The organism is Lelliottia sp. F153, assembly GCF_002870005.1.
GTDB classification, from domain to species: domain Bacteria; phylum Pseudomonadota; class Gammaproteobacteria; order Enterobacterales; family Enterobacteriaceae; genus Enterobacter; species Enterobacter nimipressuralis.
The window spans coordinates 15,039-38,212 of sequence record NZ_PKFT01000001.1; the positions used below are offsets into that span (position 1 = coordinate 15,039).

The window sequence follows — 23,174 nt, forward strand, 5'->3', positions numbered from 1 at the left end:
AGGTATTAGGCATGCAGAAAGAAAAACTTTCCGCTTTAATGGATGGTGAAACGCTGGACAGTGAGCTGCTTAACGAGCTCTCTCACTCTCCCGAGATGCAAAAGACCTGGGAGAGTTACCATCTCATCCGCGACTCTATGCGTGGTGATACGGGCGATGTTCTCCATTTCGATATCTCAGCACGCGTAATGGCGGCAATTGAGAACGAGCCTGTACATCAGACCACTCCGCTGATCCCTGAAGCTCAACCTGCGCCACATCAATGGCAGAAGATGCCATTCTGGAAAAAAGTGCGCCCGTGGGCGAGCCAATTAACCCAAATGGGCGTGGCTGCATGCGTATCGCTTGCAGTTATCGTTGGCGTCCAGCACTATAACGGTCAATCAGAAGCTAACCAGCAGCCTGAAGCGCCAGTGTTCAATACACTGCCGATGATGGGTAAAGCAAGTCCGGTTAGCTTGGGTGTGCCATCTGCCGATGCCTCAGTCAGCCCGGGCCAGCAACAGCAGGTCCAGGAACAGCGTCGTCGCATTAATGCGATGCTGCAGGACTATGAGTTGCAGCGTCGTCTGCACTCTGAGCAGCTCCAGTTTGAGCAGGCACAGACCCAGCAGGCTGGTGTGCAAGTGCCAGGAAACCAAACTTTAGGAACGCAATCGCAGTAATGAAGCAACTTTGGTGCGCCATGTCCTTAGTGGCGGGTAGCCTGTTCTTCTCTACCAACGCCTCGGCTGATTTATCGTCCGGGGCGTTGTTGCAGCAGATGAATATGGCGAGCCAGTCACTCAACTACGAGTTGGCCTTTATCAGTATCAACAAGCAAGGTGTAGAGTCGTTACGCTACCGCCATGCCCGTCTTGATAACCAGCCGCTCGCCCAGCTTTTACAACTCGACGGCCCGCGCCGTGAGGTTGTACAGCGCGGTAATGAAATCAGCTACTTTGAGCCAGGCCTTGAGCCGTTTACGCTTAATGGCGATTACATTGTCGACTCGCTCCCGGCCCTCGTTTATACCGACTTCAAACGTCTGTCGCCTTACTACGATTTCATTTCCGTTGGCCGTACGCGCATTGCGGATCGGCTTTGTGAAGTGATTCGCGTAGTGGCAAGAGACGGCACACGCTATAGCTACATCGTGTGGATGGATGCGGAGAGCAAACTGCCGATGCGTGTCGATCTCCTCGATCGGGACGGCGAAACGCTGGAGCAGTTCCGCGTGATTTCCTTTACGGTGAATGGTCAGGTGGGTAACAGCATGCAGAATCTGGCGAAAGCGAGCCTTCCGCCGCTTCTGTCAGTGCCTGCGGGCGATACGGTGAATTTCAACTGGGTGCCAGCGTGGATCCCACAAGGTTTCAGCGAGATATCCAGTAGCCGTCGTCAGCTTCCGACCATTGAAACGCCGGTCGAGTCGCGTCTCTATTCTGACGGCTTGTTCAGCTTTTCGGTGAACATCAATCGGGCGTCTGCCAACAGCAGCGAGCAAATGCTTCGTACCGGACGCCGGACCGTGAGCACGACGCTGCGGGATAACGCCGAAATCACGATTGTGGGTGAACTGCCACCGCAGACGGCGAAACGCATCGCTGACAGCATTAAATTCAGGGCCGCACAATGATCAAAGAATGGGCCACCGTTGTCTCGTGGCAAAATGGCGTTGCGCTGGTGAGCTGTGACGTGAAAGCGTCATGCAACAGCTGCGCCTCGCGCGCTGGCTGCGGTAGCCGGGTGCTGAATAAGCTGGGGCCGCAAACCACGCACACCATCTCTGTGCCAAGTGCAGAACCGCTTACTGTTGGGCAAAAGGTGGAACTGGGGATTGCTGAAGGCAGCCTGCTGGGGTCCGCCATGCTGGTGTATCTCTCCCCGCTGGTGGGCTTATTTGTGGTCGCCGGAATTTTCCAGATGCTGTTTGGCACCGATCTCGCGGCGATGAGCGGCGGAGTGCTGGGCGGCGTGGGCGGTTTTATGCTGGCGCGCGGCTTTTCTCAAAAGCTTGCTGAGAAAGAAGCCTGGCAGCCCGTTATCCTCAGCGTGGGGCTTCCGCCAGACATGCTGCGTGTCGAAACGCTCTCTTCAGAAGCCCGATAATTCATCGGGCTTTATCTTTATTTACATCCCATAAAACAAAACGTCCTTCTCTGACGCTATGCTTGGCTTTAACAGCATTTCCTGGTGACGAAGATGTAGTGTAGAATGCTGCGTTTTCGCACTGAAAAACGTCAGGCTAAGAACAGCGGCCTCCAGGAATTCGTAAGGCATAATTATTTAACTATATGAAGAACATACGTAACTTTTCGATCATTGCTCACATTGACCACGGTAAGTCGACGCTTTCTGACCGTATTATCCAGATTTGCGGTGGCCTGTCTGATCGTGAAATGGAAGCCCAGGTACTGGACTCCATGGACCTGGAACGCGAACGTGGTATCACCATCAAAGCGCAGAGCGTAACGCTCGACTACAAAGCCCTTGATGGTGAAACATATCAACTGAATTTCATCGACACCCCAGGCCACGTTGACTTCTCTTATGAAGTTTCTCGTTCGCTGGCAGCCTGCGAAGGCGCGCTGCTGGTGGTTGATGCCGGGCAGGGCGTAGAAGCTCAGACCCTGGCCAACTGCTACACCGCGATGGAAATGGATCTCGAAGTGGTGCCGGTGCTCAACAAAATCGACCTGCCGGCTGCCGATCCAGAGCGCGTGGCGGAAGAGATTGAAGACATTGTCGGTATTGACGCCACAGACGCAGTGCGCTGCTCGGCGAAAACCGGTGTCGGTGTTCCTGATGTGCTGGAGCGTCTGGTACGTGATATCCCGGCACCAGAAGGTGACGCAGATGCGCCGCTACAGGCGCTGATCATCGACTCCTGGTTCGATAACTACCTTGGCGTGGTGTCGCTGGTGCGTATTAAAAACGGCACCATGCGTAAAGGCGACAAAATCAAAGTGATGAGCACCGGTCAGGTGTACAACGCTGACCGTCTGGGTATCTTCACACCGAAACAGGTTGATCGTACTGAACTGAAATGCGGCGAAGTTGGCTGGCTGGTTTGCGCCATCAAAGACATCCTGGGTGCGCCAGTGGGCGATACCCTGACTCAGGCACGTAATCCGGCTGATAAAGCGCTGCCAGGCTTCAAAAAAGTGAAGCCTCAGGTTTACGCGGGTCTCTTCCCGGTCAGCTCTGACGATTACGAAAACTTCCGTGATGCGCTCGGCAAGTTGAGCCTGAACGATGCTTCCCTGTTCTATGAACCAGAAAGCTCTACTGCGCTGGGCTTCGGCTTCCGCTGTGGCTTCCTGGGTCTGCTGCACATGGAGATCATTCAGGAGCGTCTTGAGCGTGAATACGATCTGGATCTGATCACCACGGCACCGACCGTAGTGTATGAAGTCCAGACCACCAACAAAGACGTTATCTACGTCGACAGCCCCTCCAAGCTGCCGCCGCTGAACAATATTGAAGAGCTGCGTGAGCCAATCGCGGAGTGTCACATGCTGCTGCCGCAGGAGTTCTTGGGCAACGTCATTACGCTCTGTATCGAGAAGCGTGGCGTGCAGACCAACATGGTTTACCACGGTAACCAGGTGGCACTGACCTATGAAATCCCGATGGCGGAAGTGGTGCTCGACTTCTTCGACCGTCTGAAGTCTACCTCTCGTGGCTATGCGTCGCTGGACTACAACTTTAAACGTTTCCAGGCGTCCAACATGGTGCGTGTGGATGTGCTGATCAACGGCGAGCGTGTTGATGCGCTGGCGCTGATCACCCACAACGATAACGCGCCGTACCGTGGCCGCGAACTGGTCGAGAAAATGAAAGAGCTGATCCCGCGTCAGCAATTTGATATCGCGATTCAGGCCGCCATCGGCAACCACATCATTGCCCGCTCTACGGTGAAACAGCTGCGTAAAAACGTCCTGGCGAAATGCTACGGCGGCGACGTAAGCCGTAAGAAGAAACTGTTGCAGAAACAGAAAGATGGTAAAAAACGTATGAAGCAGGTCGGTAACGTTGAGCTGCCGCAGGAAGCGTTCCTTGCCATTCTGCACGTGGGTAAAGACGGAAAATAATCCTTAAGGAGTTGGCATGGCGAACATGTTTGCCCTGATCCTGGTCATAGCGACCCTGGTGACGGGGCTGTTGTGGTGTCTGGATAAGTTTATCTTCGCCCCGAAACGTCGCGAACGTCAGTCTATTACGGGTGAACAGCTGGATGCGAAAACCATGAAGAAAGTCAGCCCGAAACCGGGCTGGCTGGAAACAGGGGCTTCCGTATTCCCGGTTCTGGCGATTGTTCTGGTGGTGCGTTCGTTTATTTACGAACCTTTCCAGATCCCGTCCGGTTCGATGATGCCTACGCTGCTGATTGGCGATTTTATTTTGGTAGAGAAATATGCCTACGGCATTAAAGATCCTATCTATCAGAAAACGTTAATCGAAACCGGTCATCCAAAACGCGGTGATATTGTGGTCTTCAAATACCCTGAAGATCCGCGTCTGGATTACATCAAGCGTGCCGTTGGCTTGCCAGGCGATAAAGTGAGTTACGATCCTGTCGCGAAAGAAGTGACCGTTCAGCCGGGCTGTAGCTCCGGTACGGCGTGTGAGAACGCGCTGCCGATCACCTATTCCAACGTGGAGCCGAGCGACTTTGTGCAGACCTTTGCCCGTCGTAACGGGGGCGAAGCGACCAGCGGTTTCTTCCAGATGCCGAAAGGCGAAACCAAAGAGAACGGAATTCGTCTGGTTGAGCGTAAAGAGACCCTGGGTGACGTGACGCATCGCATTTTGACGGTTCCGATCGCGCAGGATCAGCTGGGTATGTACTACCAGCAGCCAGGCCAGCAGCTCGCCACCTGGATCGTTCCGCCAGGACATTACTTCATGATGGGTGATAACCGCGACAACTCTGCGGACAGCCGTTACTGGGGCTTTGTTCCGGAAGCGAATCTGGTCGGTAAAGCGACCGCGATCTGGATGAGCTTCGAAAAACAGGAAGGGGAGTGGCCGACCGGCGTTCGTCTGAATCGCATTGGCGGAATCCATTAATTCCTGATAATTGCACACGTAACCCTCATAAATGAGGGTTACGTGAATTATTTAAGAGATAATCTCTCCTGGCTAACGACATACCCTGTCGTTGCGTATAGAATATTCCCCCGAAGTTTAAGGTTGGCGCTGACTCAGTGCCACGGCACACGAAACCGCGTTGGTCTTATCAGGTCGGTTTCGTGTGCTGCATTTTTGACGCATTCATTTACTGGTATCGCATGAACCCCATCGTAATTAATCGGCTTCAACGGAAGCTGGGCTACACTTTTCAGCATCAGGAGTTGTTGCAACAGGCATTAACCCACCGCAGTGCCAGCAGCAAACACAATGAGCGCCTCGAGTTTTTAGGCGACTCCATTTTAAGTTACGTGATCGCAAATGCGCTTTATCACCGTTTCCCTCGTGTGGATGAAGGTGATATGAGCCGTATGCGCGCTACGCTGGTGCGCGGCAACACGCTTGCCGAGATTGCACGCGAGTTTGAACTGGGCGAATGCCTGCGACTTGGGCCGGGTGAACTGAAAAGCGGTGGTTTTCGCCGTGAATCAATTCTCGCGGATACTGTCGAAGCATTAATCGGTGGTGTTTTCCTCGACAGCGATATTCAGACGGTAGAGCAACTCATTCTGAACTGGTATCAAACGCGTCTGGACGAAATAAGCCCAGGCGATAAACAAAAAGATCCTAAGACTCGTTTGCAGGAATATCTGCAGGGTCGCCACCTCCCGCTGCCATCTTATCTGGTGGTGCAGGTGCGCGGCGAAGCACACGATCAGGAATTTACCATCCATTGCCAGGTTAGCGGCCTGAGTGAACCGGTGGTTGGCACAGGTTCTAGCCGTCGCAAGGCGGAACAGGCTGCCGCCGAACAGGCGTTAAAAATGCTGGAGCTGGAATGAGCGAAGAAAAGAGTTACTGCGGTTTTGTTGCCATTGTCGGACGTCCTAACGTCGGCAAATCAACCCTGCTGAATAATCTGCTTGGGCAGAAAATATCCATTACCTCCCGTAAGGCGCAAACCACGCGTCACCGTATTGTCGGCATCCACACGGAAGGCGCGTATCAGGCGATTTACGTCGATACCCCTGGCCTGCATATGGAAGAGAAGCGTGCCATCAACCGCCTGATGAACAAAGCGGCGAGCAGCTCTATCGGTGATGTCGAACTGATCATCTTCGTGGTGGAAGGCACCCGCTGGACGCCAGACGATGAGATGGTTCTGAACAAACTACGCGATGGCAAATCGCCGGTGATTCTTGCGGTCAACAAAGTTGACAACGTGCAGGAAAAAGCCGATTTGCTGCCGCACCTGCAGTTCCTGGCAAGCCAGATGAATTTCCTCGACATCGTTCCCCTGTCTGCGGAAACGGGCATGAACGTCGATACCATCGCCGGTATCGTGCGTAAACATCTGCCGGAAGCGATCCATCACTTCCCGGAAGATTACATCACCGACCGTTCCCAGCGCTTTATGGCCTCTGAAATCATCCGTGAAAAACTGATGCGTTTCCTCGGTGCCGAACTGCCGTACTCCGTTACCGTGGAAATCGAACGTTTCCAGACTAACGAGCGTGGCGGGTACGACATCAACGGGCTGATCCTCGTTGAGCGAGAAGGGCAGAAGAAGATGGTGATTGGCAACAAAGGCGCCAAAATCAAAACCATCGGCATCGAAGCGCGTAAAGACATGCAGGAGATGTTTGAAGCACCGGTTCACCTGGAGCTGTGGGTGAAGGTGAAATCAGGCTGGGCTGATGACGAGCGCGCCCTGCGTAGTCTCGGTTACGGCGACGACGTCTAAGACACAACATCGTGGATGGATGGCAGCGAGCCTTTGTCCTTCACAGCCGTCCGTGGAGCGAAACCAGCCTGATGCTGGACGTCTTCACGGAAGAGTCGGGTCGCGTGCGCCTGGTTGCAAAAGGCGCACGTTCCAAACGCTCTAACCTGAAGGGCGCGTTACAACCCTTCACCCCGCTGTTGGTTCGTTTTGGCGGACGTGGCGAAGTCAAAACCCTGCGCAGTGCCGAAGCCGTCTCCCTCGCGCTTCCTCTGTCAGGCATCACGCTCTATAGCGGTTTGTACGTCAACGAACTCATCTCACGCGTCCTTGAACACGAAACACGCTTCTCCGAACTCTTTTTCGATTATCTGCACTGCATCCAGGCGCTGGCTGGCGCAACAGGCACGCCCGAACCCGCATTACGCCGGTTTGAGCTGGCGCTGCTTGGCCACCTCGGTTATGGCGTTGATTTTCTGCACTGCGCAGGAAGCGGCGAATCCGTAGAGGACGCCATGACCTATCGCTATCGCGAAGAGAAGGGGTTTATTGCCAGCGTGGTGATCGACAACACGACGTTCACCGGGCGGCATCTCAGGGCGCTCTATGAGCGAGAATTTCCTGACCAGGATACCTTACGCGCGGCAAAACGCTTTACCCGAATTGCCCTCAAGCCGTATCTTGGAGGCAAGCCCTTAAAGAGCCGCGAATTATTCAGGCAGTTTGTGCCAAAGCGTTAATGAACAATGAGAAAACCGAGGATTGTCATGGCTGAATTACTGTTAGGCGTCAACATCGATCACATTGCCACGCTGCGTAATGCGCGCGGTACGGCTTATCCTGATCCGGTTCAGGCGGCATTTATCGCCGAGCAGGCTGGCGCCGACGGCATTACCGTTCACCTGCGTGAAGACCGCCGCCACATCACCGATCGTGACGTACGCATCCTGCGCCAGACGCTGGACACGCGCATGAATCTGGAGATGGCGGTTACGGAAGAGATGCTGGCGATCGCCTGTGAAACCCAGCCGCATTTCTGCTGCCTGGTGCCGGAAAAACGTCAGGAAGTGACCACCGAAGGCGGGCTGGATGTCGCCGGTCAGCGTGACAAAATGCAGGATGCCTGCAAACGTCTCGCCGATGCCGGCATCCTGGTTTCTCTATTTATCGATGCGGATGTCGAACAGATCAAGGCCGCTGCGGAAGTCGGTGCGCCGTACATCGAAATTCACACCGGTTGCTACGCGGATGCCAAAGACGAAGCCACCCAGGCCAAAGAACTGGATCGCATTGCCAACGCAGCCCGCTATGCCGCGAGCCTGGGCCTGAAAGTCAACGCCGGTCACGGCCTGACCTATCATAACGTCAAGGCGATTGCTCAGATCCCGGAAATGCACGAGCTGAATATCGGCCACGCGATTATCGGTCGCGCGGTGATGAGCGGTCTGAAAGAGGCCGTTGCCGAGATGAAACGTCTGATGCTGGAAGCGCGTCAGTAATGGCGATTCTGGGCTTAGGCACGGACATCGTTGAGATTGCCCGTATCGAAGCGGTGATCGCCCGCAGTGGCGATCGCCTGGCAAAACGGGTGCTCAGCGACAATGAATGGTCCATCTGGGAAGCGCATCAACAGCCGGTGCGTTTTCTGGCGAAGCGCTTTGCGGTAAAAGAAGCCGCGGCGAAAGCCTTCGGGACCGGGATTCGTAACGGGCTGGCGTTTAATCAGTTCGAAGTGTTTAACGATGAGCTGGGCAAACCCCGTCTGCGGTTATGGGGCGAGGCGCAAAAGCTTGCAGAAAGACTCGGTGTGAACCATATGCACGTTACGCTGGCGGATGAACGTCATTACGCCTGCGCCACGGTAATCATTGAAAGCTAGAGTTTGTCCGCGTGATGCAGCTGCACGAACTTATCCCACAGCTGCTCTTCTGATTCGGCATGGGCCGGATCTTTGAGAATGGTGTTAGGGATCGGGCACACTTTCTGACAGGTCGGCGTTTCGTAATGGCCGATGCACTCGGTGCAGCGATCGCTGTTAATCTCATAAATGCTATCACCCATTGAAATGGCCTCGTTAGGGCATTCGGGTTCGCACATATCGCAATTGATGCATTTTTTGGTGATTAACAGCGCCATCAGGAAAATCTCAGAAACATCACAAACAGGGCGGGCATTATACGCTCATTCCCTGCTCAAACCAGTTTTTTTACCAGCTCTTCGCTGTGACGAATGCGTCCCGGTGCATGTTCCAGATCTTGCTGTACCAGTGCCACAAAGAGCAGATCCGTCAGCATCATCTGCGCGCTGGTAGAGGAAATCGCGGCGCTGCGGGTAGCCTGTTCTTCGGCGATGGTGTACAAGCAACGCGTGGCTCGCTGCTGCAGGGCATTCGGGTTAAAACCGGTAATCGCCAGGATTTTACCCCCGACGCGCAGCGTTTCATCAGACGCCAGATTGATTTCCCGACGTTCTCCGGAATAGGAGATGGCTAACAGCAAATCATTCGGGTCCATCGCCTGCACGGTAGACAGCAGGGCGTGCATGTCCTGTTCAACCACGGCGTTATAGCCGATCTTAGTCAGTTTCCAGCCAAAATTACGTGCCACCAGCCCCGATGCGCCAATGCCGGTCAGGATAATTCGCCGCGCCGCGCGCAGCATCGCCACGCTTTCAAGCAGCTTCTCTTCGCTGTTCACGTCAAGCGTAGCGTGCATCGCCGTCACGTTCTCTTTGATCAGCTTTTCACCGACCAGACGCATCGGATCGTCGCCGCGAATCTGATTGTGCAACGGCATGGATTGCGGATTTGGATTGTTGACCAGCGCTTCGCTGATCGCCAGTTTTAGTGCCGGAAAACCTTTAAAACCAATTTTTTGCGCGAATTTCACCACGCTGGACTGGCTCACGCCCGCTTCGCTTGCCAGCTGCTGAGAGCTGAGATGACGCGCATGATCGGGCTGGGAAAGCAGGAAATCCGCCAGTTTTTTATCGCTCTGGGCAAAGCCCGCGTACCGCTGGCGAATACGAATTAAACAGTTCATACGCCTCCTGGCGAAATGTGATTGCTGCTGCAAAACAGAATTTTGCTCGCCTGAATGAATTTTATATTCCATTATAGTACGGTTAATATGAATTAAAAATTCCTGAGGGACAAAAAATGAATCTTGGCTCACTCGTTTCAGAAACCCGTAATCCGCAAACCATGGATCTCGATGCGCTCTCCACGCTCGATCTTGTTAACCGTTTTAATCAACAGGATACGCTGGTCGCGCTGGCAGTGAAAGAGACATTGCCTGAGGTGGCAAAAGCCGTTGATGCCGCCGCCGCCGCGCTGAAAGCCGGTGGACGCATTATTTACATGGGGGCGGGGACCAGCGGACGTCTCGGGGTACTGGATGCCTCTGAATGTCCGCCGACCTTTGGCGTGCCGCACGGTCTGGTGATTGGGCTGATTGCCGGTGGGCCGGGGGCGCTGTTGAAAGCGGTCGAAGGAGCTGAGGACGATAAACAGCTTGGCGCGGATGATCTCGCCGCTCTGAGCCTGACCAAAAACGATCTGGTAGTCGGCCTGGCGGCATCTGGGCGCACGCCTTATGTCATCGGCGGTCTGGAATATGCCAAACAGCTGGGCTGCACGACGGTGGCGATCTCCTGCAATCCCGGTTCGCCGATTGCACAGGTTGCGGCGATTGCCATCTCTCCCGTCGTAGGGCCAGAAGCGCTGACCGGATCGACGCGCCTGAAATCGGGCACCGCGCAAAAGCTGGTACTCAATATGATCTCCACGGGGGCAATGGTGAAATTCGGCAAGGTCTACCAGAACCTGATGGTGGACATGAAAGCCACCAACATCAAGCTGGTGGATCGTGCCTGCCGTATGGTTGTGGAAGCCACCGGCGCCAGCCGTGAAGAGGCTGAAGCTGTTCTCCAACAAACCGATCACGACGTTAAACCGGCCATTCTGATGATTCTGAGCGGACTGGACGCCACAGCGGCACGCGCAAAACTGGAAGCCCATCAGGGATTCTTGCGGGCTGCATTACAAAACTAAAACTGAGGCGTATATGGAAAAAACAGCAGCGCTCGCCAGCGACATCTTGCAGGGGATTGGCGGGGAGAAAAACATCCGCCGTCTCGAAAACTGCATGACGCGCGTGCGGGTCGAAGTTCAGGACGACGGCCAGCTCGATCTGGCGCGTCTGAAAAAGCTCCCCGGCGTCAGCGGCTACGTAAAGCAGGGCGCACAGCACCAGCTGATTGTCGGGCCGGGTAAAGCCGCGCAGGTCGTTGATGCGATGCGTGCGCTGATGATCGGTGAAAGCGCTGAGGTTTTAGGCGATGTGGATCGCAACAAAGCGCAGGCCAAAGCCAAATACAAAGCCCCGATGAGCGATGCGCTGCGCCAGTTGGCCAACGTCTTTATTCCCCTGATCCCGGCGTTTATCGCGTCGGGTCTGATTACCGGGATTATCAATATCCTCAAACGCCCGGATATCGTCGGCGATTTTGCGACCCATTATCCAAACCTGCTTGGGATTCTGGGCATCTTTGGTAGCGCGGTGTTTGCCATCATGAACATTCTGGTGGGCGTCAACGCGGCGAAAGTCTACGGCGGTTCGATGGCGATGGGCGGCGTGATGGCGGGGATCCTCTCCAGCCCGCAGCTGGCGCAAATTACCCTGTTTGGCGAAGCGCTCCAGCCCGGACGCGGCGGTGTCATCGCGGTGCTGCTGGTCGTCGCCCTGATGTGCTGGGTCGAAAAGCGTCTGCGCAGCCTGCTGCCGGGCTCGATTGAGCTGATTCTCAATCCACTGCTGACCACCCTGATCACCGGTACGGTGGCGATTGTGGCCTTACAGCCGCTGGGCGGCTGGATCTCCGAGGCGATTGCGCACGGGGCGTCGATGGCTATCGATCGTGGTGGCTTGCTGGTGGGGGCGGTGCTGTCCGGTACCTTCCTGCCGCTGGTGTTAACCGGGCTGCATCAGGGGCTGGTGCCTATTCACGTGGAGCTTGTGCAGGCGCACGGCTACAACGCGCTGCTGCCGATTCTGTCGATGGCAGGGATGGGGCAGGTCGGTGCTGCGATTGCTATCCTGCTGAAAACACGCAACGAACGGCTGAAAAAGGTGATCAAAGGTGCATTGCCGGTTGGATTGCTGGGCATCGGTGAGCCGCTGATTTTCGGCGTCACATTGCCGCTTGGCAAACCATTCCTCGCGGCCTGTCTGGGGGGCGCGATGGGTGGGGCGTTGATCAGCTACTGGAAAGTGGCTACCGTTATTACTTTCGGGATCTCCGGTTTACCGCTGGCATTAACCATCGTAACCGGAAAAGTCATGCTCTATCTGTTAGGCTGTTTGGTAGCGATTATCGCCGGGTTCTTGTTTACCTGGCTGTTAGGATTCCACGATCCAGAGGAGTAAGGTTTGGTTAATCACGAGCGCCGCGTTGTCTTTTTCGATTTGGATGGAACGCTTCATCAGCAGGATATGTTTGGCAGTTTTATGCGCTATCTGTTGCGTCGCCAGCCCTTGAACGCACTGCTCGTGCTGCCACTTTTGCCGATTATCGGGATCGCACTGTTGATAAAAGGGCGCGCGGCGCGTTGGCCAATGAGCCTGCTGTTATGGGGCTGCACCTTTGGGCACAGCGACGCGCGGCTCAGCCAGCTGCAACAGGATTTCGTCCACTGGTTTCGCGGGCACGTCACCGCGTTTCCGGTGGTGCAGGACCGGCTAACGGAGTACCTCAACGCCAGTGACGCCGATATCTGGCTTATCACCGGCTCGCCGCAGTCGCTGGTGGAGCAGGTCTATTTTGACACGCCATGGTTGCCGCGCGTGAATCTGATTGCCACTCAAATGGGACGCGCCTACGGCGGATGGGTGCTGACGCTGCGCTGTCTGGGGCACGAGAAAGTGGTGCAGCTCGAGAAAAAAATCGGCACGCCCCTGCGCCTTTACAGCGGCTACAGCGACAGCAAGCAGGACAACCCGCTGCTCTATTTCTGCCAGCACCGCTGGCGCGTTACCCCTTCAGGCGAACTTCAGCAACTGGAATAGTGTTAATCATAACGGGTGTGTATAATGCCGCCCGCTTTCCGACTGGAGTACCTTTCGTTGTCTGACCTTGAACTCAATCATGAATACTGGATGCGCCATGCGCTCTCCCTTGCAAAACGCGCCTGGGATGAGGGCGAAGTGCCCGTGGGTGCCGTTCTGGTGCATAACAATCAGGTGATTGGCGAAGGGTGGAACCGTCCGATAGGGCGCCACGATCCGACTGCGCATGCCGAAATCATGGCCCTGCGTCAGGGCGGACTGGTACTGCAGAACTACCGTCTGCTGGATACAACGCTGTATGTCACGCTGGAACCCTGCGTGATGTGTTCTGGTGCGATGGTGCACAGCCGCATCGGGACGCTGGTATATGGCGCGCGGGATGAAAAGACAGGCGCGGCGGGTTCCTTAATGGACGTACTCGGTCATCCGGGCATGAACCACCAGGTCCAGATTATCGGTGGGGTACTTGCACCAGAGTGTTCGGGGCTACTAAGCGATTTCTTTCGAATGCGCCGTCAGCAGAAAAAGCAACAAAGGGCAGAATTGAAGTCGTCGGGTGATTAAGCTCATTCGGTGATACCACCGGATAGCTCTGCGCCAGCTGCTCGGCCTCCATCACTTCCTTCTCTTTCTCCTGCAGATAGCCTTCCAGGCTTATCTGATACTTGCGGATATTTTCCACATACGCGTAGGCTTCGTGCCCGCGCGCATAGCCGTACGTGAGTTTATTGTACCAGGGCTTCTGGCTCAGCAGCGGCAGACGCTGTTTTACGTCAGACCAGCTGTCAGGATTGCCTTTAGTCTTGGCGGTCAACGCGCGGGCGTCGAGCATATGCGCGTAACCCATGTTGTAGGCCGCCAGTGCAAACCAGATCCGCTCCTCTTCCGGCACCGTTTCCGGCACTTTCGCCATCATATCCTGCAGATAACGCGCGCCGCCGCTGATGCTCTGTTCCGCGTCGGTGCGGTCCGTCAGTCCGAGGCTTTGCGCCGTATTCTTGGTGAGCATCATCAGTCCGCGCACGCCGGTGGGTGAGGTCGCCTGAGCGTCCCAGTGAGATTCCTGGTAAGAAATCGCCGCCAGCAGGCGCCAGTCGATCGCCTGGGCGTATTTCTCGAACAGCGGCTGGAGTTCCGGCAGCACACTGTCGACCGCGCGCAGGAAGCTGCGGGTATCGACGTAATCGAAATCGCCGCCGTGACCGAGATACTTCTCCTCAAGCCGCGCGAGGGTGCCGTCTTCATTCATGGAATTGAAGAAATCAAGGATCGCGGCGGCGAGGGTTTGATCTTCGTCGAGAGGGCTAAACCAGGTGACGGGCTGTTCGTCGGTCACGTCCAGCGCCACGGCCAGCTCCGGATGCACGCGCTGGAACAGACTGATCGCCACGGAATCGGCGATGGTGTACGCCAGCTTTTTATCTTTTACCTGTTCCAGTAGGGCCGTAGTGCCGAGTTTGTCATCGACCTTCCAGCTGAGATCCGGGTATTTCTTCTCTTTCAGGGAGCGCAAATCGTCAATCACCACATGGCCTGGCGCGATGGTGAGTTGCTGATCGTTAAGGGCAGCAAGCGTACGCGGGCGCACCCCGCCCACGCGATAGACAAGTTGCTGAGAAACGGAGTAGTAGGTCGGCCCTGGCTGATAGTTTTTGCTACGCTCGCTGTTATAGACCAGCCCGGCGGCGAGCATATCGGCATCGCCGTTATCCAGGTCGTCAAACAGCTGGCTGATATTCTGGCGAACGGTGATTTTGAGTTTCACGCCCAGGTAGTCGGCAAACTGCTGCGCAAGTTCGTAATCGAGACCGGTTATTTTGCCGTTCACGTTGTTGTAGGTGAGTGGAGAGCTGATGGTACTGACACGCAGCTCCCCCCGCGACTGGATCGCGGCGATACGGTTTTCGGCTTTGCCGAACCAGGGGATTGAAGGCCACAGGGCCGCTGCCAGCAGCAAGGTTACAATGCCGATGAGCAGATAATTAATCTTTAATTTTTTCAATTAGTTAATTCTCTGCGCCGTGCGTTGCCTCAGTGTGCTGTAGCCATGTTAAGAATAAGGTTTGCCATTGATTGAGCGGCATTTTGCGCAAACTTACGACAGTTGGCAACAAATTAGAGAGACAGGTCACACCTATGGATAAAAATGCGAGATGATTTTATTTCGACGCAAACGGTTTCGTCGGCGCTCAGGATTCTCTATAATGACGCCCGTTTTCCCCTTGCGCACACTGTAAGCGCCTCAGGCGCTTCGAAGACGAGAGACTTATGATGGAAATTCTGCGTGGTTCGCCTGCACTGTCTGCCTTCCGTATCAATAAACTGCTGGCACGTTTTCAGGCTGCCGACCTTCCGGTAAGCAATATTTACGCTGAGTATGTCCATTTTGCTGACCTGAATGCTCCCTTAGATGCGCAGCAGCGCGAGCAGCTTGAACGTCTGCTCAAGTATGGCCCGAGCCTGAGCAGCCATACGCCAACCGGCAAACTGATCCTTGCGACGCCTCGCCCTGGCACCATCTCCCCCTGGTCTTCTAAAGCCACTGACATTGCCCACAACTGCGGCCTGAGCCAGATTAATCGTCTGGAGCGCGGCGTGGCGTATTACGTTGAAGCCTCGACGTTGACCGCTGAACAATGGCAGGCCGTTACCGCTGAGCTGCACGACCGCATGATGGAAAGCGTTTTCGCGTCGCTGGATGATGCACAACAGCTGTTCTCTCACCATCAGCCTGCGCCCGTTCAGAGCGTGGATCTGCTGGGTGAAGGCCGCCAGGCGCTGATTGATGCCAACCTGCGTCTGGGTCTGGCGCTGGCAGATGACGAGATTGACTACCTGCAGGATGCGTTCGTGAAGCTTAACCGCAACCCGAACGACATCGAACTCTATATGTTCGCGCAGGCCAACTCCGAGCACTGCCGCCATAAGATTTTCAACGCCGACTGGGTTATCGACGGCGAAGAACAGCCGAAGTCGCTGTTCAAAATGATTAAAAACACCATGGAACAAACGCCTGACCACGTCTTGTCTGCCTATAAAGACAACGCGGCCGTGATGGAAGGTTCTGAGGTGGGCCGCTTCTTCGCCGATCGCGAAGCAGGGCGCTATGCATTTCATCAGGAGCCTGCGCATATCCTGATGAAAGTGGAAACGCACAACCACCCGACGGCGATTTCGCCATGGCCGGGTGCAGCCACCGGTTCCGGCGGCGAAATCCGTGACGAAGGCGCAACCGGACGCGGAGCAAAACCAAAAGCGGGCCTGGTCGGTTTCTCCGTCTCTAACCTGCGTATTCCTGGCTTTGAACAGCCGTGGGAAGAAGATTTCGGCAAGCCAGAGCGCATTGTCACTGCGCTAGACATCATGACCGAAGGCCCCCTGGGCGGCGCGGCGTTTAACAACGAATTTGGTCGCCCGGCGCTGAACGGCTACTTCCGTACCTATGAAGAGAAAGTCGACAGCCACAACGGCGAAGAGCTGCGCGGCTACCACAAGCCCATCATGCTGGCAGGCGGGATCGGCAATATTCGCGCCGATCACGTGCAGAAAGGTGAGATCACCGTCGGCGCGAAACTGATCGTTCTCGGCGGCCCGGCAATGAATATCGGTCTGGGCGGCGGGGCGGCCTCTTCGATGGCCTCTGGTCAGTCTGACGCAGACCTCGATTTTGCTTCCGTACAGCGCGACAACCCTGAAATGGAGCGTCGTTGCCAAGAGGTGATCGACCGCTGCTGGCAGCTTGGCGATGCCAACCCTATTCTGTTCATTCACGACGTCGGCGCGGGCGGTCTCTCTAACGCCATGCCGGAGCTGGTGAGCGACGGCGGCCGCGGGGGGCGTTTCAACCTGCGCGATATCCTGAGCGATGAGCCAGGCATGAGCCCGCTGGAAATCTGGTGTAATGAATCCCAGGAACGCTACGTGCTGGCGGTCTCTGCGGACCAGTTGCCGCTGTTCGACGAACTGTGCCGCCGCGAGCGCGCACCGTACGCGGTCATTGGTGAAGCGACGGAAGAGCTGCATCTGACCATGAACGATCCGCACTTCGACAATCAGCCGATTGATCTGCCGCTTGACGTGCTGCTGGGCAAAACGCCGAAGATGACCCGCAACGTGCAAACCCGTAAAGCTGCGGGCAAAGCGCTGGATGTGCGCGGGATCGCCATTGCGGATGCCGTGAATCGCGTCCTGCACCTCCCGGCGGTAGCGGAAAAAACCTTCCTCGTGACCATCGGCGACCGCTCGGTGACCGGTATGGTGGCCCGCGATCAGATGGTTGGCCCATGGCAGATCCCGGTGGCGAACTGCGCGGTGACCACGGCGAGCCTCGACAGCTACTACGGCGAAGCGATGGCGCTGGGCGAACGTACCCCGGTTGCACTGCTGGACTTCGCCGCCTCTGCCCGTCTGGCGGTCGGCGAAGCGCTGACCAACATCGCTGCGACTCAGATTGGCGATATCAAACGCATCAAACTCTCCGCAAACTGGATGGCCGCAGCCGGGCACCCTGGTGAAGACGCGGGTCTGTATGAAGCCGTAAAAGCGGTCGGCGAAGAACTCTGTCCGGCGCTGGGTCTCACCATTCCGGTCGGCAAAGATTCTATGTCAATGAAAACCCGCTGGCAGGAGGGCAACGAGCAGCGCGAAATGACCTCTCCGCTGTCGCTGGTTATCACCGCTTTTGCCCGCGTGGAAGATGTGCGTCACACCATCACGCCACAGCTGGCTACGGAAGATAACGCCCTGCTGCTGATTGATCTCGGTAAAGGCCATAACGCTCTCGGTGCTACCGCACTGGCGCAGGTTTATCGTCAACTGGGCGACAAACCGGCAGATGTGCGCGACGTGGCGCAGCTGAAAGGCTTCTACGACGCCATTCAGGCGCTGGTAGCCGATCGCAAACTGCTGGCCTATCACGACCGTTCAGACGGCGGCCTGCTGGTGACACTGGCCGAGATGGCTTTCACCGGCCACTGCGGTGTGGAAGCAGATATCGCTTCGCTGGGCGACGACCGTCTGGCGGCGCTGTTTAACGAAGAGCTGGGCGCGGTCATTCAGGTTCGTGCTGCTGACCGCGATGCCGTTGAAGCGCTGCTGGCGCAGCATGGTCTGGCGGATTGCGTACACTATCTGGGTAAAGCCGTCAGCGGCGATCGCTTCGTGATTGAAGCGGACGGTCACGCGGTATTTAGCGAAAGCCGCTCCACGTTGCGTATGTGGTGGGCCGAAACCACCTGGCAGATGCAGCGTCTGCGCGATAACCCTGAGTGCGCCGATCAGGAACATGAAGCCAAAGCGAATGACAGCGATCCGGGTCTGAACGTGAAGCTCTCCTTCGACATTAACGAAGACGTGGCGGCACCTTACATTGCGACCGGCGCGCGTCCGAAAGTGGCGGTTCTGCGCGAGCAGGGCGTGAACTCCCACGTGGAAATGGCGGCAGCGTTCCACCGTGCGGGCTTTGATGCTATCGACGTCCACATGAGCGACCTGCTGGCTGGGCGCACCGGGCTGGACGATTTCCAGGCACTGGTCGCCTGCGGCGGTTTCTCTTACGGCGACGTGCTGGGGGCAGGTGAGGGTTGGGCGAAATCCATTCTGTTCAACAATCGTGTGCGCGATGAGTTCGAAACCTTCTTCCACCGTCCGCAGACGCTGGCGTTGGGCGTGTGTAACGGCTGCCAGATGATGTCGAATCTGCGTGAGCTGATCCCTGGCAGCGACGCCTGGCCGCGCTTTGTGCGTAACCAGTCCGACCGCTTCGAGGCACGCTTTAGCCTGGTTGAAGTGACCCAAAGCCCGTCTCTGCTGCTGCAGGGAATGGTGGGCTCGCAGATGCCGATTGCGGTTTCACACGGTGAAGGACAGGTGGAAGTCCGCGATGCTGCGCATCTGGCTACGCTCGAAAGCAAAGGGCTGGTGGCACTGCGCTTCGTCGATCACTTCGGCAAAGTCACGGAAACCTACCCGGCAAACCCTAACGGCTCTGCAAACGGCATTACTGCCGTGACCAGCGAAAGCGGCCGCGCCACCATCATGATGCCGCACCCGGAGCGTGTATTCCGTACCGTCAGTAACTCCTGGCACCCGGAAAACTGGGGCGAAGACAGCCCATGGATGCGTATCTTCCGCAATGCGCGTAAGCAGTTAGGTTAATCAGCCTGTCAATGCCGGGCGGCACTGTGTTTGCCCGGCTTTCAAAAGGCTTAAATCGGAGGCCCGGTGAGCGCTAGCGCCATCGGGCTTTTTTTGTCGCAAAAATGCGACAAACGCATAACAACCCTGTCGCTAAAAGGAGACGTGTAACTCGTTGATTTTAAATGGGTACGTAAGAGTGGTGCGAAGGTGTATCTAATTAGCGACACTTAGCCTGGAAATCGTTCAGTCAGCAACTAACGCTGTTTTGCCATAAATCTGTGAAATATCATTATGATAATAATTTATTTTGCATTCTGGCACGGCTGTTGCATAATATTAACCAGTGGCTCATTCACCCTCTTATGTCAGCCCCTTCGGGACGCGCTACATAAACTTCGAATGACGCACAACAAGGTGCCTGCCGTCCAACTACTGATTATAGCGATGCTTTATCAGACCCAGGGCGAAACGTCGAGTAAGGCACCGCCTCTTTTCACAACAAAGCCGGGTTTTTACCCGGCTTTGTTGTATCTGACGGGCTGACTCAGTTAGCATCACTCAACACCCACATTGAGAGAGTCATGCGTTGAAACGCTGGTCAATTTTCCCTCGCTCCCTGCGACAGCTCGTTATGATGGCATTCCTGCTGATCCTGTTACCTTTGCTGGTTCTGGCCTGGCAGGCGTGGCAGAGCCTCAATGCCCTCAGCGCTCAAGCGGCGCAAACCAACCGCACGACGCTGATCGATGCCCGCCGCAGCGAGGCGATGACCAATGCCGCTCTGGAAATGGAGCGTAGCTACCGCCAGTATTGCGTGCTCGACGACCGCACGCTGGCGAAGGTCTATCAGAACCAGCGCAAGCGCTACAGCGAAATGCTCGACGCACATGCGGGCGTTCTCCCCGACGACAAACTTTATCAGGCGCTGCGCCAGGATCTTAACGATCTGGCGCAGCTGCAGTGCAAAAACAGCGGGCCGGACGAGGTTGCGACCGCACGCCTCGAAGCCTTTGCCAACGCCAATACCGAGATGGTGCAGTCCACGCGCACCGTTATTTTCTCTCGCGGACAACAGCTTCAGCAGGAGATCGCCGAACGCGGTCAGTTCTTTGGCTGGCAGGCGCTGGTGCTGTTTCTGGTCAGCCTCGGTCTGGTGCTGCTGTTTACCCGCATGATCATCGGCCCGGTGAAGGGCATTGAACGGATGATTAACCGTCTGGGGGAGGGCAAATCCCTCGGTAACACCGTTGTGTTCAAAGGGCCGCGTGAGCTGCGATCCGTCGGTCAGCGCATCATCTGGCTCTCCGAGCGCCTACAGTGGCTGGAATCACAGCGCCATCAGTTTTTACGTCATATCTCCCATGAGCTGAAAACGCCGCTCGCCAGTATGCGCGAAGGCACCGAGCTGCTGGCTGACGAAGTGGCGGGACCACTGACCCCTGAACAAAAAGAAATTGTTGAGATTCTTGATGACAGTAGCCGCAATCTGCAGAAGCTGATTGAACAACTGCTTGATTACAACCGCAAACTGGCCGACGGTGCCGTCGAGCTGGAAAACGTCGAGATTGAGCCGCTGGTGGATATGGTGCTCTCTGCCCACAGCCTGCCTGCGCGAGCTAAAATGATGCATACCGACCTGGATCTCCAGGAGCCGGTCTGTTTTGCTGAACCTATGCTATTAATGAGTGTGCTGGATAATCTTTATTCCAATGCGGTGCACTATGGTACTGAATCCGGTAACATTTATATTCGCAGTTTTACCCACAATTCACGGGTCTGTATTGACGTCGCCAACACCGGTAGTCCCATCCCGGATGACGAACAGAAGATGATTTTTGAGCCCTTTTTCCAGGGAAGTCATCAGCGAAAAGGTGCGGTTAAAGGGAGCGGTTTGGGCTTAAGCATTGCCCGCGATTGCATACGGCGGATGCACGGGGAGTTATATATCTCCCACGACGATCGCGCTGATGTCTGTTTTCGCATCGAGCTGCCCCTTGAGCCGGAAAAATCAATGAAATGAATCTAAGTCTGGTGAGTATGTCACACGTCTTTTTCCGCGCGGTTAACGCGACGTTTTCCAGTAAAATTTTACGCTTAGGTCTGCCATGCCTGCTGCTGGCGGGCTGCGTGGCACACACGCCAAAAAGTGCGATCAGCGATAAACAAGAAGATAAATTACCTGAACATCAGCTGGCCGATTTCCTCTCCACCGATTGCGACGATGTCTGGCAGCTCAACGGCCATGATGTCGAATCGAACCCGCTGTTCTGGCTGCGCGGCATGGATTGCGCCGAGCGTCTCGCGCCTGCTGTGGCGCGCGCACAGGCGCATCAGTGGGCCGACGACACCTGGCAGGACACCTTTAAGCGCGGCATTCTGCTGGCCAATGCCAAAATTAATCCCGTAGAGCGTCGCAATAATACGTCGCGGATGGATGCGCTCAGCCCGCAGATCCCGGCGCAGATCCGCCCTCTGTATCAGCTGTGGCGTGACGGGCAGGTGCTACAGCTGCAACTCGCCGAAGAGCGCTTCCGCTACAGCAAACTGCAACAGTCCGCAGACGGCGAACTGGATACCCTGCGCCAGCAGCAGCAATACTTACGTTCCCAGCTTGATACGACCACCCGCAAGCTGGAAAACCTGACGGATATCGAACGTCAGCTCTCCACCCGCAAGCCGTCCAGCAACTATTTGCCGGATAATACGAAAGGCACTGCGCAGCCCGCCAAAACGCCGGAGCAGGAGAGCGAGACGCCGAAACAAGAGGATGTGAAGCCATGACGAGCCGCAAACCTGCCCATCTCCTGCTGGTGGATGACGATCCTGGCCTGCTCAAGCTGCTGGGAATGCGTCTGGTCAGCGAAGGCTACAGCGTGGTCACCGCCGAAAGCGGCGCTGAAGGACTGAAAGCGCTGGGGCGCGAGAAGGTCGATCTGGTGATTAGCGATCTGCGCATGGACGAGATGGACGGGATGCAGCTGTTTGTGGAAATTCAGAAGCTGCAGCCTGGGATGCCTGTGATTATCCTCACCGCCCACGGCTCGATTCCGGACGCGGTCGCCGCCACGCAGCAGGGGGTGTTTAGCTTCCTGACCAAGCCGGTGGACAAAGACGCGCTGTACAAAGCCATCGACGATGCGCTGGAACATTCTGCCCCGTCGGTGGATGAGAAGTGGCGCGAATCCATTGTGACCCGCAGCCCGGTGATGCTGCGCTTGCTGGAGCAGGCGCGGATGGTGGCCCAGTCGGACGTCAGCCTGCTGATCAACGGCCAGAGCGGTACCGGGAAAGAGATTCTCGCCCAGGCGATCCACAACGCCAGCCCGCGCAGTAAAAATGCCTTTATCGCCATCAACTGCGGCGCATTGCCGGAACAGCTGCTGGAGTCTGAACTCTTTGGTCATGCACGCGGGGCCTTTACCGGCGCGGTCAGCAGCCGTGAAGGGCTCTTCCAGGCGGCGGAAGGTGGCACGCTGTTTCTTGATGAAATTGGTGATATGCCTGCGCCGCTGCAGGTCAAGCTGCTGCGCGTGTTACAGGAGCGCAAAGTGCGCCCACTCGGCAGCAACCGGGATATCGATATTAATGTGCGCATTATTTCGGCCACGCACCGCGACCTGCCGAAAGCGATGGAGCGCAAAGAGTTTCGCGAAGATCTCTACTACCGTCTTAATGTCGTAAACCTGAAAATCCCCGCTCTGGCGGAACGTTCCGAAGATATTCCCCTGCTGGCAAACCATCTTTTGCGCCAGTCAGCCGATCGCCACAAACCCTTCGTGCGCGCGTTCTCCACCGACGCCATGAAACGCCTGATGACCGCCAGCTGGCCGGGCAATGTGCGTCAACTGGTCAACGTGATTGAGCAGTGCGTGGCGCTGACCTCTTCGCCGGTGATCAGCGATGCGCTGGTGGATCAGGCGCTGGAAGGGGAAAACACCGCGCTGCCCACGTTTGTCGAGGCGCGTAACCAGTTCGAACTCAACTATCTGCGCAAGCTGCTGCAGATCACCAAGGGTAACGTCACCCACGCCGCGCGCATGGCCGGGCGTAACCGCACTGAGTTCTACAAACTGCTGTCGCGTCATGAGCTGGAAGCGAACGATTTTAAAGAGTAGTACCGCAAAATTTGACTG

General features: G+C 56.1%; 20 protein-coding genes and 1 pseudogene. 18 read left to right on the plus strand and 3 right to left on the minus strand.

The annotated features are described in order from the left end of the window. Window positions 1–11: 11 nt before the first annotated feature. From rseA to acpS, 10 genes are all read left to right on the plus strand, one after another. A complete protein-coding gene (gene rseA / locus F153LOC_RS00080) occupies window positions 12–665 on the plus strand; it encodes an anti-sigma-E factor RseA (RefSeq protein ID WP_100779276.1) in 654 nt (217 codons plus the stop codon). Further along, window positions 665–1,618 carry a sigma-E factor regulatory protein RseB gene (rseB, locus tag F153LOC_RS00085; protein ID WP_100779277.1) on the plus strand — a complete coding sequence of 318 codons (954 nt, stop codon included), beginning with the start codon at window positions 665–667 and terminating at the stop codon, window positions 1,616–1,618. Before rseA ends, rseB begins: the two co-directional genes overlap by 1 nt. Continuing rightward, window positions 1,615–2,091: a SoxR-reducing system protein RseC gene (rseC, locus tag F153LOC_RS00090; RefSeq protein WP_102104997.1), complete on the plus strand. Its 477-nt coding sequence runs from the start codon at window positions 1,615–1,617 to the stop codon at window positions 2,089–2,091. Before rseB ends, rseC begins: the two co-directional genes overlap by 4 nt. A gap of 185 nt (window positions 2,092–2,276) precedes the next feature. Further along, entirely contained in the window at window positions 2,277–4,076 is a 1,800-nt protein-coding gene (gene lepA, locus F153LOC_RS00095; protein ID WP_100779279.1) for a translation elongation factor 4, read from the plus strand. A 16-nt stretch (window positions 4,077–4,092) separates the two neighbouring features. Next, complete coding sequence (gene lepB / locus F153LOC_RS00100) at window positions 4,093–5,055, plus strand: signal peptidase I (protein WP_100779280.1); 963 nt, start codon at window positions 4,093–4,095, stop codon at window positions 5,053–5,055. Window positions 5,056–5,276: 221 nt separating this feature from the next. Further along, entirely contained in the window at window positions 5,277–5,957 is a 681-nt protein-coding gene (gene rnc / locus F153LOC_RS00110; protein ID WP_095284345.1) for a ribonuclease III, read from the plus strand. Beyond that, window positions 5,954–6,859: a GTPase Era gene (gene era, locus F153LOC_RS00115; RefSeq protein WP_100779281.1), complete on the plus strand. Its 906-nt coding sequence runs from the start codon at window positions 5,954–5,956 to the stop codon at window positions 6,857–6,859. Before rnc ends, era begins: the two co-directional genes overlap by 4 nt. 11 nt (window positions 6,860–6,870) lie before the next feature. Further along, on the plus strand, window positions 6,871–7,578 hold the full coding sequence (gene recO / locus F153LOC_RS00120; RefSeq protein ID WP_102104996.1) for a DNA repair protein RecO: 708 nt from the start codon (window positions 6,871–6,873) through the stop codon (window positions 7,576–7,578). Window positions 7,579–7,605: 27 nt separating this feature from the next. Beyond that, window positions 7,606–8,337, plus strand: coding sequence for a pyridoxine 5'-phosphate synthase (gene pdxJ, locus F153LOC_RS00125; RefSeq protein WP_102104995.1), 732 nt, complete (start codon window positions 7,606–7,608; stop codon window positions 8,335–8,337). Next, a complete protein-coding gene (gene acpS, locus F153LOC_RS00130; protein ID WP_102104994.1) occupies window positions 8,337–8,717 on the plus strand; it encodes a holo-ACP synthase in 381 nt (126 codons plus the stop codon). Before pdxJ ends, acpS begins: the two co-directional genes overlap by 1 nt. Here the strand turns inward: acpS and F153LOC_RS00135 are convergent. Both F153LOC_RS00135 and F153LOC_RS00140 read right to left on the minus strand, forming a co-directional pair. After that, on the minus strand, window positions 8,714–8,974 hold the full coding sequence (locus tag F153LOC_RS00135) for a YfhL family 4Fe-4S dicluster ferredoxin (protein ID WP_100779285.1): 261 nt from the start codon (window positions 8,972–8,974) through the stop codon (window positions 8,714–8,716). The genes acpS and F153LOC_RS00135 overlap by 4 nt on opposite strands. Before the next feature lie 56 nt (window positions 8,975–9,030). Further along, on the minus strand, window positions 9,031–9,879 hold the full coding sequence (locus tag F153LOC_RS00140; RefSeq protein ID WP_100779286.1) for a MurR/RpiR family transcriptional regulator: 849 nt from the start codon (window positions 9,877–9,879) through the stop codon (window positions 9,031–9,033). 116 nt (window positions 9,880–9,995) lie between these two features. Here F153LOC_RS00140 and murQ point away from each other — a divergent pair, with 116 nt between their 5' ends. From murQ to tadA, 4 genes are read left to right on the plus strand one after another with little or no spacing between them, the layout of a single operon-like run. Further along, on the plus strand, window positions 9,996–10,889 hold the full coding sequence (murQ, locus tag F153LOC_RS00145) for an N-acetylmuramic acid 6-phosphate etherase (protein WP_102104993.1): 894 nt from the start codon (window positions 9,996–9,998) through the stop codon (window positions 10,887–10,889). A gap of 13 nt (window positions 10,890–10,902) precedes the next feature. Next, the gene (locus F153LOC_RS00150; RefSeq protein WP_100779288.1) at window positions 10,903–12,264 is read left to right on the plus strand and encodes a PTS transporter subunit EIIC; all 1,362 of its coding nucleotides are present in this window, start codon (window positions 10,903–10,905) and stop codon (window positions 12,262–12,264) included. Between the two features lie 3 nt (window positions 12,265–12,267). Further along, the gene (yfhb, locus tag F153LOC_RS00155) at window positions 12,268–12,903 is read left to right on the plus strand and encodes a phosphatidylglycerophosphatase C (RefSeq protein ID WP_102104992.1); all 636 of its coding nucleotides are present in this window, start codon (window positions 12,268–12,270) and stop codon (window positions 12,901–12,903) included. A 24-nt stretch (window positions 12,904–12,927) separates the two neighbouring features. After that, window positions 12,928–13,467, plus strand: a complete 540-nt coding sequence (gene tadA / locus F153LOC_RS00160) for a tRNA adenosine(34) deaminase TadA (protein ID WP_102104991.1) — start codon at window positions 12,928–12,930, stop codon at window positions 13,465–13,467. Here the strand turns inward: tadA and mltF are convergent. After that, a pseudogene (mltF, locus tag F153LOC_RS00165) lies at window positions 13,355–14,920 on the minus strand (membrane-bound lytic murein transglycosylase MltF); the annotation flags it as partial. The gene tadA and the pseudogene mltF sit on opposite strands and share 113 nt — an antisense overlap. 251 nt (window positions 14,921–15,171) lie before the next feature. Here mltF and purL point away from each other — a divergent pair. The 4 genes from purL to glrR all read left to right on the plus strand — a co-directional run bounded on the left by purL (window position 15,172) and on the right by glrR (window position 23,156). Next, window positions 15,172–19,059, plus strand: coding sequence for a phosphoribosylformylglycinamidine synthase (gene purL / locus F153LOC_RS00170; protein ID WP_102104989.1), 3,888 nt, complete (start codon window positions 15,172–15,174; stop codon window positions 19,057–19,059). A gap of 568 nt (window positions 19,060–19,627) precedes the next feature. Further along, the gene (gene qseE, locus F153LOC_RS00175; protein ID WP_164971801.1) at window positions 19,628–21,061 is read left to right on the plus strand and encodes a two component system sensor histidine kinase QseE/GlrK; all 1,434 of its coding nucleotides are present in this window, start codon (window positions 19,628–19,630) and stop codon (window positions 21,059–21,061) included. Next, window positions 21,058–21,822 carry a two-component system QseEF-associated lipoprotein QseG gene (gene qseG / locus F153LOC_RS00180; protein ID WP_102104988.1) on the plus strand — a complete coding sequence of 255 codons (765 nt, stop codon included), beginning with the start codon at window positions 21,058–21,060 and terminating at the stop codon, window positions 21,820–21,822. Before qseE ends, qseG begins: the two co-directional genes overlap by 4 nt. Continuing rightward, a complete protein-coding gene (glrR, locus tag F153LOC_RS00185; protein ID WP_100779295.1) occupies window positions 21,819–23,156 on the plus strand; it encodes a two-component system response regulator GlrR in 1,338 nt (445 codons plus the stop codon). Before qseG ends, glrR begins: the two co-directional genes overlap by 4 nt. Window positions 23,157–23,174: the final 18 nt, after the last annotated feature.